7 protein-coding genes and 1 pseudogene are annotated in these 11,378 nt (G+C 44.4%); 7 read left to right on the plus strand and 1 reads right to left on the minus strand.

Annotated features, from left to right (window positions below; translation table 11 throughout):
• Positions 1 to 29: 29 nt before the first annotated feature.
• The 7 genes from QZ998_RS03950 to QZ998_RS03980 all read left to right on the plus strand — a co-directional run bounded on the left by QZ998_RS03950 (position 30) and on the right by QZ998_RS03980 (position 10,357).
• Positions 30 to 869: a S1-like domain-containing RNA-binding protein gene (locus QZ998_RS03950; protein WP_296558201.1), complete on the plus strand. Its 840-nt coding sequence runs from the start codon at positions 30 to 32 to the stop codon at positions 867 to 869.
• Entirely contained in the window at positions 859 to 2,034 is a 1,176-nt protein-coding gene (locus tag QZ998_RS03955; RefSeq protein ID WP_296558202.1) for a DUF362 domain-containing protein, read from the plus strand. The genes QZ998_RS03950 and QZ998_RS03955 overlap by 11 nt, the downstream gene beginning before the upstream one ends.
• Positions 2,035 to 2,142: 108 nt before the next feature.
• Positions 2,143 to 3,789 carry a biosynthetic-type acetolactate synthase large subunit gene (gene ilvB, locus QZ998_RS03960; RefSeq protein ID WP_366512389.1) on the plus strand — a complete coding sequence of 549 codons (1,647 nt, stop codon included), beginning with the start codon at positions 2,143 to 2,145 and terminating at the stop codon, positions 3,787 to 3,789.
• 11 nt (positions 3,790 to 3,800) lie between these two features.
• The gene (gene ilvN, locus QZ998_RS03965) at positions 3,801 to 4,298 is read left to right on the plus strand and encodes an acetolactate synthase small subunit (protein WP_296558203.1); all 498 of its coding nucleotides are present in this window, start codon (positions 3,801 to 3,803) and stop codon (positions 4,296 to 4,298) included.
• 205 nt (positions 4,299 to 4,503) lie between these two features.
• Entirely contained in the window at positions 4,504 to 5,088 is a 585-nt protein-coding gene (gene nuoE / locus QZ998_RS03970; RefSeq protein ID WP_296558205.1) for an NADH-quinone oxidoreductase subunit NuoE, read from the plus strand.
• On the plus strand, positions 5,085 to 6,836 hold the full coding sequence (gene nuoF, locus QZ998_RS03975) for an NADH-quinone oxidoreductase subunit NuoF (protein ID WP_296558206.1): 1,752 nt from the start codon (positions 5,085 to 5,087) through the stop codon (positions 6,834 to 6,836). The genes nuoE and nuoF overlap by 4 nt, the downstream gene beginning before the upstream one ends.
• A 14-nt stretch (positions 6,837 to 6,850) precedes the next feature.
• A complete protein-coding gene (locus tag QZ998_RS03980; protein ID WP_296558209.1) occupies positions 6,851 to 10,357 on the plus strand; it encodes an FAD-dependent oxidoreductase in 3,507 nt (1,168 codons plus the stop codon).
• 198 nt (positions 10,358 to 10,555) lie between these two features.
• Here QZ998_RS03980 and rplD read toward each other — a convergent pair.
• Positions 10,556 to 11,338: pseudogene (gene rplD, locus QZ998_RS03985) on the minus strand (50S ribosomal protein L4); the annotation flags it as partial.
• Between the last annotated feature and the right edge of the window lie 40 nt (positions 11,339 to 11,378).

Here is an 11,378-nt window from a genome sequence, read left to right on the forward strand (position 1 = left end):
TGGCTACTAAAATAAAAGAGGTTGATAAAATGATAGAAATAGGAAAAGTACAAACACTAACAATTGAACGGATCACACCAATCGGCGCATATTTATCGGACGGATTCGATACCATCGAGGTCGTCTTATTACCAGAGAAGGAAGTGCCAAAAAATTCCCGAGCCGGTGATCAAATCGATGTATTTATTTATCGGGATTCGAAGGATCGGTTGATATCGACAACTCGGGAACCAAAGATTCAGCTCGGCGCTTTTGCAGCACTTAAGGTTGCCGATATTACCAAGGTCGGCGCCTTTCTGGAATGGGGACTTGAAAAAGATCTGTTACTTCCTTATAACGAGCAAACCGTCAAGGTACAAAAAGGCCGTGATTATCTGGTAAATCTATATACCGATAAAAGTGATCGTTTATGTGCAACCATGAAGATCTATCCCTTGCTGAAGGTCGGCGCACCCTACAAGGTAGGTGATTGGATTGAAGGCTATGTGTATCAGATTAATCCCGAAATCGGCGCCTTTGTGGCGGTCGATAATCGCTATCACGGTTTGATTTTGATCAAAGATGCCAATTCAGATATTCAGTGCGGTGAAAAAATTCATGCCCGCGTATCTGAAATCCGCAACGACGGAAAATTGGTCTTGAGTCCTAACAAAAAAGCCTACAAAGAGATACCCAAAGATGCCGTTGAGATTTTGACAAAATTAAACGAAAGTCAAGGTTTCTTGCCGTATAATGATAAAACCGAGGCGTTTGTAATAAAAAAAGAATTTAATATGAGTAAGAGTTCTTTTAAGCGCGCTGTGGGTAAATTATTAAAAGAGAAAAAAATCAAAATAACGGAAAGAGGCATTGAGAAAAATGGAAAATAAAAAGTCCCGGGTGGTTATCATGGGTTGTGAATCCTATGATAATGAACTAGTTTATGAGAAACTAAAATCTGCTGTGGAATTACTCGGCGGGATCGAACAATTTGTAAACAGGCAAGAGCGGATTTTACTCAAACCGAATCTGCTCAGAGGAAAAACACCTGATGCTGGCGTTACCACACATCCGGCAGTATTTGAAGCAATCATACGACTACTCAAAGAGGCGGACTATAATCGCCTTTTCTATGGTGATTCACCAGGCTTTGGCTCTCCCACTGGTGCTGCCAAAGAAAGTGGACTCGCTGCGATAGCGGCGCAGTATGAGATCCCCTTAAAAGATTTTAGTAGCGGTCAGCAAATGGATTTCTTACTTGGGATCGGAACCAAGAAATTTGATATCGCTCAGGGTGTTTTAGAGAGTGATGCGATTATCAGTCTTTCAAAGATGAAAACCCACGGTCTAACCCGAATCACCGGGGCGATTAAAAACCAATTCGGTTGTGTTTATGGTTTGAATAAGGGGATGTCCCATGCCCATTACCCGAGTGTTAAAAGCTTTTCAAAAATGCTGGTGGACTTGAACCGCTATCTTAGTCCCAAATTGAGACTTTTTGTGATGGACGGAATTGTGGCCATGGAAGGCAATGGCCCGGCATCAGGAAAACCCGTGCCGATGAAGGTATTGTTGGTATCCGATGATCCCGTTGCTTTAGATGCGACCTTTGCCAGAATGATTAATCTTGATCCTAGCTTTATCCCAACGATTACCGATGGTGAAGAAATGGAATTGGGATACTGGACCGAAGAAAAGATTGAAATTTTAGGCGAACCGCTTGAAAAATTTTATAATCCTGACTTTGACGTGGTTCGGATTCCTGTTCATGATGGTGAGCCGTCTACTCTTTCAGTATTAAAACCGATTCAAGATTTGATCATTCAGAAACCGGTAGTTGATAAGGAGAAATGTATTGGCTGTGGCATCTGCCAAGAGAGCTGTCCGGTCGAAAAAAAGGCCATCCGGATTGTCGAGAGGAAACGGAGAAAGTATCCCTTGTATTTTTACAATCGCTGCATTCGCTGCTATTGCTGTCAGGAAATGTGCCCAGTCGGCGCAATCTCAGTCAAAACGCCGCTGCTAGGAAAATTGACTATTTATAAAAATATTTGACATGGTTTCCAAATGTGTATGAACAATAATCTTTACTTGATGAGGAAAAAAAGTCATTGACAAAATATCTAAATTTTAATATGATAAGCGGAAATACTTAAAAAGGGAGTGATTCCACTGTTAGCGTCAAAATTAATTTTAAAATGTCTAGAACGAGAAAATGTTGAGTTTGTGTTTGGTTATCCGGGAGGTGCACTGCTACCTCTCTATGAAGCATTTAGAACATCACCGATTAAACATATTTTAGTACGAAACGAACAGACGGCACCGCATTACGCAAGTGGGTATGCCAGAGAATCTGGGCGTGTTGGCGTATGTTTGGCAACATCGGGTCCTGGAGCAACCAATCTTGTAACCGGTATTGCAACCGCTTACCTTGATTCAATTCCAATTGTAGCGATCACCGGTCAGGTAGATCGGGCACTTATCGGAACGGATGCCTTCCAGGAGGCAGATATCACTGGTGCAACCGCTCCCTTTACAAAACACAGTTATTTAGTTCAAAATGCTGCTGACATCCCACGAATCATCAGGGAAGCCTTTCATATTGCCTCTACAGGTCGTCCGGGACCAGTATTGATTGATATTCCCCGAGATGTTCAGCTGGAAAATGTTAAGACTGGGTTGACCTATGACAAGGTTGATATCATGGGCTATAAACCTAACTTGAATGGCCACAGCGGACAGATCAAGCGAGCGATCAAAAAGATAAAAGAAGCGGAGAAACCGGTTATTTATGCCGGTGGTGGCGTAGTGCTGGGAAATGCGCAGAAGGAATTGCTGGCTTTTGCAGAGCAAAACAATGTACCCGTGATTACCTCACTAATGGGGATTGGCGCCTTTCCGGAAGATCACCCCTTATACTGTGGTATTGTTGGTAGTCATGGCTATAAATATTCCAATGTGGTAATGAACGGTGCTGACCTGATTATTAATGTAGGTGCCCGAATGTCTAATCGCGCTACCTCAAATCTGACTAAATTTGAAAAAGATACTGACTTTGTGCACATTGATATCGATCCTGCGGAAATTGGTAAAAACATGGAAACAAATATTCCAATTGTCGGAGATGCCAAAACGGTTTTAGCGGAACTGATTCAAAAGGATACCCTCACGGATCATGGCGCCTGGCTTGCTGAAATTGAAACCATCCGCAGCGAGAATCCGCTGGTTTACGATGCGGATCCGCCTTGTAGCGATCTGATCAATCCTAAAATATTGTTTAAGGATATGTCTGAAATGACTTCAGATGATGCCACTGTGGTTGGTGATGTAGGGCTCAATCAGATCTGGTCAGCCCTGTATTACCGAATTATAAAAAACCGAAGATACTATACTTCAGGGGGATTAGGCACCATGGGATACAGCATTCCGGCAGCCTGTGGGGCATCTTTTGCGACCTTAGAAAAACCCAAGCAAGTTTTCATTGTCTGCGGCGATGGCAGTTTTCAAATGAGTATGGGTGAGCTGGGAGTTATTGCTGAATATCAGCTGAATGTCAATATCATTCTGATTACCAATACTAAGCTGGGAATGGTACGGCAACTGCAGTTTGACAACTATGGAAAAGGACATTACAGTGGCACGGATATTAATTTTGATATCGATTTTATGAAACTGGCCGAAGCTTATGGCATAAAGAGCTTTAAGGTTGACAAAAACGTCGACTTTAACAAGGTACTCCCGGAAGCAATTAAACACCAGGGACCGACCTTGATTCAATGCCAGGTTCATCCGGATTTCATAAGGATTTAGGGAGAGTGACAATGGAGAAGAAAACCTGTTTATCATTATTGGTAGAAAATAATTTTGGTGTATTAAGCCGCATTTCAGGACTTTTTGCCAGACGCGGCTATAATATTGACAGCCTGACGGTAGGAACCACAGAGAGTACCGATCTTTCACGGATTACCATCACGGTTACCGGTGACGATCAAATCCTGACCCAAATAAAGAAACAACTCAATAAACTCATTGATGTCATTACAGTTATTGAGTTAAAAGCAGATGATTCGATTATCAGAGAGTTGGTCTTTATCAAGGTCAAGGCTGATGATACAACTCGATCTCAGATTGTTGAAATTGCAAATATGTTTCGAGCCAATATTGTCGATGTATCAAGAGAAAGTCTGGTCATTGAAATTACTGGTACCCGATACAAAATTGAAGGTTTCTTCGAAATGGTTGAGCCCTATGGTATCTTAGAATTTGTCCGATCAGGAGATACTGGTTTGCAGCGAGGCGGAAAAATTCTGTCTCATTAATAAAAATATGAACAATATATGATTACGAACCGCTGGAAAATATTTCAGCGGTTCGTAACGGTTAAGATACTTTTGATTATTTCATTTTTTACTTAAATTATGAACATATTTACCATTTTTTATACATTAAAAAGTGTATAATTAAGAGGATGAGAAAAAATAAAAAATGATGTCTATCTGCCGAAGTTGAAAGGAGTTTTATCATATGAGTCATGAAATACAGGAACATCACCATGAGCATGCACACGGTTGCAGCTGCGGTTGTCAAGGGGATCAACATAATCCCTTTGAAGAGCTATCACCGGTGCTGGATCAATACGCCGACATCCCCGGAAGTCTGATCACCATCATGCAGAAAGCGCAGGAACTGTATGGCTTTTTATCGGTTGAGTTGATGCGCCATATTGCTGTGGAAACGCACACCAGCATTGCCAAGGTTTACGGCGTTGCCACCTTCTACACCCAGTTTAGATTTGAACCGGTGGGGAAATACCTAATCATGCTATGTCAGGGAACCGCCTGTCATGTCAACGGTTCAAAGCAGGTAGAGGAAGCGGTGATAGATTATCTGGAGATCACAGAAGGCGAGACCACTGCTGATGGACTGTTTACGCTGAATAACGTCGCCTGTTTGGGCTGCTGCAGCTTGTCTCCAGTGATGATGATCAACGACGACACCTATGGACAGCTGACCAAAGATAAGGTGACCCATATTCTAGCTGAGCTAAAAGAAGCTGCCAGTGCCGAAGTCAGCGGATTAAAGATGATTGAAAATGAGGTGACAGTATGAAAATCGTAATCGGAGCAGGGAGCTGTGGGATTGCCGCCGGAGCCCATAAGGTAGAGACCGCTTTTGAAGCGATCATTGCCGAAAAGGGTCTGGATCTGTCGCTTGAACAAACCGGGTGTATTGGCACCTGTTACCTGGAACCTATTGTTGACGTAATTGACAATGACGGAAAGAAGATAACTTTTGTTAATGTCACCACTGACGATGCCCGACGAATCATTGAAGATTATGTCCTTGGGGAAAACGCACTCAAAGAGATGCAGATATCGGAATCTGACATCACCATGATCGGCAAACAGAAACGGATCGTGCTGCGAAACTCCGGTATCATTGATCCCGAACGGATTGAAGATTATCAGGCAGTCGATGGTTACCTGGCAGCTAAAAAATGTCTCACCGAGATGACCCCTGAAGAAATTATTGAAACCGTCAAAATAGCTGGCTTAAAAGGCCGGGGTGGTGCCGGATTCCCGACCTGGTTCAAATGGGATGCCGCCAAAAAATCCCCGGGTAAAACCAAATATATGGTCTGTAACGCCGACGAGGGCGATCCCGGAGCTTTTATGGATCGATCCGTTCTTGAAAGTGACCCCCATGCTCTGATCGAAGGGATGCTAATTGGCGCTAAAGCCATTGGCGCCAACGAAGGAGTCATCTACGTCCGGGCTGAGTACCCGCTGGCGATTGTGCGTTTGCAAAATGCCATTGATCAGGCTCGCGAAAAAGGCTTCCTGGGAAAAGACATCTTTGAGACCGGATTCGACTTCGATCTGCGCATAAAAGCCGGTGCCGGTGCCTTTGTCTGCGGTGAAGAAACGGCGCTGATCGCTTCATTAGAAGGTGAACGCGGGATGCCCCGGTTAAAACCCCCCTTTCCAGCCCAGAAAGGCTATTGGAATGCACCGACCAATATTAACAATGTCGAAACCTTCGCCAATGTTCCCTGGATTTTTAGAAATGGCGGCGAAGCCTACGCGGCTTTAGGAACCAAAGAAAGTAAAGGGACCAAGGTTTTTGCCCTGACCGGTAAGGTCAAACGGGGTGGCTTGGTAGAGATTCCCATGGGATTAACACTAAGGGATGTTATTTATGAGATTGGTGGGGGGATCAAAGAAGATATAGCCTTTAAAGCCGTTCAAATGGGTGGCCCATCCGGTGGATGTATTCCGGCCAGCCTGCTTGATACCCAGATTGACTATGCCGAAATCACTAAAACCGGTGCCATCATGGGGTCTGGCGGGATGGTAGTTATGGATGAAAATACCTGTATGGTCGATATGGCTCGGTTTTTCCTCGACTTCACCTGTAAGGAATCCTGTGGCAAATGTACCTACTGTCGGGTCGGTACCACCAGGATGCTCGAAATCCTCAACCGGATTACCCAGGGTGAAGGTCAGGATGGTGACATCGAATTGCTCGAAGAACTTTCTTACAAGATCAAAGAAGGCTCGATGTGTGGTCTGGGTCAGACCGCCCCTAATCCGATCCTCACCACCATCAAATATTTCCGAAACGAGTACGAAGACCATATCTACAACAAAAAATGTACCGCCAAAAGCTGTAAACCGCTATTGACCTATACGATTGATCAAGAAAAATGTGTCGGTTGTGGTGCTTGTAAGAAAAATTGCCCTGTTGATGCGATTGCCGGTGAAAAGAAAAAAGTCCATCAGATCGATCAGGAGCTTTGTATCAAGTGCGGTAAATGCTTCGCTGTCTGTAAGTTTGATTCCGTCATTATTGATTAGAAAGGAGTGGGAGAATGAAACAATATAAAATGAACATCGATGGAAAAGAAGTGACCGGTTATCCCGGACAAACCATTTTAGAAGTAGCCCGGAAAAATGCAATTGATATCCCCACCCTGTGCTATGACGAACGACTGGAGATCTATGGTTCTTGTGGTCTTTGTGTGGTGGAGGTTGCCGGCATTCCCAAGATTTTAAAAGCCTGTGCCACTGAGATTAGTGACAACATGGTAGTCAATACGAAGACCCCCCGGGTCATTGAATCGCGAAAAACAAATCTGGAGTTACTGCTCTCCAAACATATCGGTGATTGCGTTGCCCCCTGTAAATTAGCCTGCCCCGGTACCACCGACTGTCAGGGCTACGTTGGCTTAATCGCCAATGGCGAATTTCATGAAGCCTTAAAGTTGATCAAAGAACAACTTCCGCTACCCGGAGCGATTGGCCGGGTCTGTCCGCATCCCTGCGAAACTGCCTGTCGCCGGGGGGAAGTGGATCAACCCATTGCGATTGCCTGGCTCAAACGTTTTGCCGCCGACTATGACATGACCCATGAGATGTTTCTCCCGGAAATTGCGAAAGCTAGTGGCAAGTCCATCGGGGTAATCGGTGGCGGACCCGGTGGTCTTACCGCCGCCTACTACCTGATTCAATCCGGCCATGCTGTTACCATTTATGATGCGATGCCGATGATGGGCGGGATGCTCCGATATGGTATCCCTGAATACCGGTTACCCAAAGGGGTTGTCGATGAAGAAGTGGGGCTGATCGAAGAGATGGGTGTTATCTTTAAAAACAACACCCGGGTGGGCGTTGATATTCCCTTTGAAACCATCCGACAAAACCATGATGCCGTCTATGTTGCTCTAGGTGCCTGGACCAGTTCCGGCCTGCGTTGCGAAGGGATTGATGCTAAAGGCGTCATCGGCGGGATTGAACTGTTGCAGCAGGTGGCCAATAACGAACCCATCACCCTTGGTGAAAAAGTCGCTATCGTCGGTGGTGGCAATACCGCCATGGATGCTTGCCGAACCGCTCTGCGCCTTGGTGCCAAAGAAGTCTATAATATTTACCGAAGGACTAAAGCTGAAATGCCAGCGGAAGAAATTGAAATTATCGAAGCGGAAGAAGAAGGGGTGGTTTTTAAAAACCTGACTAACCCGATTGAAGTCATTAAGGGTGATGACGGACAGATCGTCAAAATAAGGCTTCAGAAAATGGCGCTTGGTGAACCTGATGCCAGCGGGCGCAGAAGCCCGGTGCCGATTGAAGGTGAAGAAGAGAGTCTGGATATTGACACCCTGATTCTGGCCATTGGCCAGGGGATCAACCCCAAAGGACTGGATCAATTGGAACTGACCAAATGGAATACCGTCCTGGCTGACGAACAAACCTTCCGGACTAATCTGGATGGCGTTTTTGCTGGCGGGGATTGTATCAACAGCGGCGCCTCGATTGTCATTAAGGCTGTCGGTGATGCCAAAAAAGCCGTTCCTTTTATCGAAGGCTACTTAAACGGTGATACCATTGACTACCACGAACCTTACTTTGTGATTCGCGAAGCGGTCGATCAGGACTACCTGGAAAGCATCAAGAAAAACAAGCGTCCAGCGATGAACCACCTGGCTCCAGATGCCCGAAATGATAATTTTCTGGAAGTAGTGGAAGGGTATAATCCTGTCCAGGCTGTTAAAGAAGGAGAACGTTGTCTCGAATGCGGTTGCCAGGCTTACTTTGAATGTAAACTGGTTGCCTACGCTAATGAATATCAGGTCAAGCCCGAACGTTTTAAAGGCAAGAACCCGGAAGCAAAAATCCAGGACGACCACCCCTTTGTGATCCGGGATAACAGCAAGTGTATTACCTGTGGCCTCTGTGTCCGGGTCTGTGAGGAGATTGTCGGTGTGACGGCCTTGGGTCTGGTTGACCGCGGTTTTGAAACGATTGTGGAACCGGCTCTGCGTCAGCCATTAAAAGACACTGGCTGCGTCAGTTGTGGACTATGTATCTCGGTTTGTCCGACCGGTGCCTTACGAGAAGGTCTCACCGGCATTAAACAGATTCCCATGGATACCGACAAAACCGAATCCACCTGTGGCTACTGTTCTGCTGGTTGTCAGATTGTCATTGAATCGAAGGGTGACATGATCATCAAAGCTGTTCCTCAGAAGCACCACCAAGAGATCAATCAAGGGGTTATGTGTGGACGGGGACGGTTTGGTACTAACCTGGTGCAGTGGGGTGAGCGACTGATGACACCACTGATTCGGAATAAACAGGGTGAACTGAGACCAGCAAGTTGGTATGATGCTTTTGTGACCATCGCTAAAAAATCTCAGAGCATCGCCGCCCGCTACGGCACCGCTGCCGTGAAAATGGCGATTTCACCGAAGTACACCAACGAAGAAATTTATAATATGATCGAGCTGGCCAAGGTACTCCGAGCCGAAACCTTCAGTTTTTCCAATCGTGAACATGGTGAAGACACGATTCTCACGGGTAACCATGCGGTTTTAGATATGAATGCAATTGTAACCGCAGATACCATTCTGGTACTCGGGTTGCTACCCGTGAATAACCCGATTGTGAAGTATAAGTTGTCTCAGGCATCTAAAAACGGCGCCAATATTTTTGTTATTAACCATTTAGAAAGCGGTTATGATCATCTTGCCGATGAGTTCATCACCGAATGCGATGATCTTGAATTCCTGGCGGAAATCACCAAATACGTCATCGAAAATGGCGCTTTGAAAGCAGACATCGCGAATTTGGAGGCATTAAAAACATCGCTGGCAGATTTTGATATCTGCGACCAAGCTCAGATCATTGGTGAAGGCCTGGTTAATGCCAAAAGCCTGGTAGTTGTTATGGGTGATAAGTATATCACTGCTGAAGCGTCAGCTCTGGTTGGCAATATCCTTGGCCTGCTGGGAAAAACTGATGGCAAACGTAGTGGAATTTTCAGAGTAGCAGTTAAGAATAACAGCATCGGACTCAATGCCTTGGGGGTAACGAACAGTCCAGAGATTCTTAAAGAAGCAAAGGCTCTGCTGATTTTTGGTGAGGAACCCAATGCGGATCTAAGTGGATATGAATTTTTAATGGTTCAGGATACCCACCTGAGCTCGGCTGCCCAGAAAGCTGATGTGGTGTTGCCAGCACTGGCCTTCCCGGAAGTAAGCGGTACCTTTGTGAACACGGAAGGTCGCTTGCTTAAGGTGAAGAAGTCGGTAGAAAATCCCTTGGGAATGAACAATATCAATATGATTCAGGCGATTGCAGAAATTCTGGCGAAGGATCTTGGCGCAGTTTGTCCAAATGCGATTTTAAAAACCATCGGGGAAACCAATGATGCGTTTAAGAACGTCGCGGTTGGAGAAATACTAAACCAGCAAATACTAGAAGCAGTTGCGGTGGAGCTTAAACCTTACACCCAAGGACGTCTCTTTACGGAAATCCCTTATACGGATTATCTGATGAATGAGATTCAGGGTGAATTAAGTAAGGTCATAAAACATTAGTAGCTTTGAAAAAATGAATGAATACTAGTAACGGCACTTGACAGTCTTGCAATGACAGGAAAGCAGCAAAGTTTAGCATCACTTAGTTGCCATAAATTTAAGAGTCCCGTTTTTGAAAAAATTCAAAAATGGGACTCTTTCAAAATGGTCGCAGGTTTTCGAAAAGAGCTTTCGTTTTGACTTGATGTTAGAAGCTTGCTATTGCACATTGTCCAACTGTCCGTGTTGAAATTTATTAGCCGATACAGAATAAATCAGGGTCTGGGTTATCCATAAAAAGCCAATTAGCAAATAGGGAAAGATACCGATATTCATGGTAATGGAAACGAGCAGACATACGGTAAGGACACCACAGTAAACAAAATTCATCAGTTGATAGCATCGGTAGGAAGCTTTAAATATTACAAATTTTTCAGCTTCATCACAGCTTTTTAACCACTCCTTATCAAAGTTAAAGTCAAGTGGGTTCCCCTTTTTTTCTGGGTATAAGGTTTTTGTCAATTTTAGGGAAAGAACAGTCATGATTAAAGTGAACCCCATATTTGCTAAAAAAATTAACAGGCCTACAAGCTTAAATTCGTTCATAAAACCAGTAACTGTGATGCCAAATAGACAAAAACCACTAATCATAGAAACTGAAATCAATGGAAACAAAAATCCCAACTGACGGTCGATCTGATCAAACAGCACATCATTATTTTCTTCCAATTTTTTCACCTTAAGTTTGGCCGAGAAATACAAAATCAGAATAAGAATCGCACAGAGTCCAAGAAGAATTGCTTGGATTAATAAATTATTAGTGATCATGAAATTTTGAAAACTGATCAGACTCTTGTTGATTGCAACCTCGCCATAAACAATGCTTCCTCCTAATAGCCCGCCAATAAAAGCAGATTTAAGTGCTAATCTTCTTACTTTCTTAGGCAAAGTATATCTATAACTTCTTGGTTTCGGTGCAAATGCAACACCACCACCAATGTAATTTCTTCAATCGTAGACATAGTCATCTGTCTTCTAGCTG

Source organism: uncultured Acetobacterium sp., from assembly GCF_927416815.1.
Classification (GTDB): Bacteria; Bacillota; Clostridia; order Eubacteriales; family Eubacteriaceae; genus Acetobacterium.

What these genes read in the sequence shown, in the direction of transcription:
- QZ998_RS03950 (WP_296558201.1), top strand. Translation starts at nt 30, where the DNA reads ATGATAGAAATAGGAAAAGTACAAACACTAACAATTGAACGGATCACA.
- QZ998_RS03955 (WP_296558202.1), top strand. Translation starts at nt 859, where the DNA reads ATGGAAAATAAAAAGTCCCGGGTGGTTATCATGGGTTGTGAATCCTAT.
- ilvN (WP_296558203.1), top strand. Translation starts at nt 3,801, where the DNA reads ATGGAGAAGAAAACCTGTTTATCATTATTGGTAGAAAATAATTTTGGT.
- nuoE (WP_296558205.1), top strand. Translation starts at nt 4,504, where the DNA reads ATGAGTCATGAAATACAGGAACATCACCATGAGCATGCACACGGTTGC.
- nuoF (WP_296558206.1), top strand. Translation starts at nt 5,085, where the DNA reads ATGAAAATCGTAATCGGAGCAGGGAGCTGTGGGATTGCCGCCGGAGCC.
- QZ998_RS03980 (WP_296558209.1), top strand. Translation starts at nt 6,851, where the DNA reads ATGAAACAATATAAAATGAACATCGATGGAAAAGAAGTGACCGGTTAT.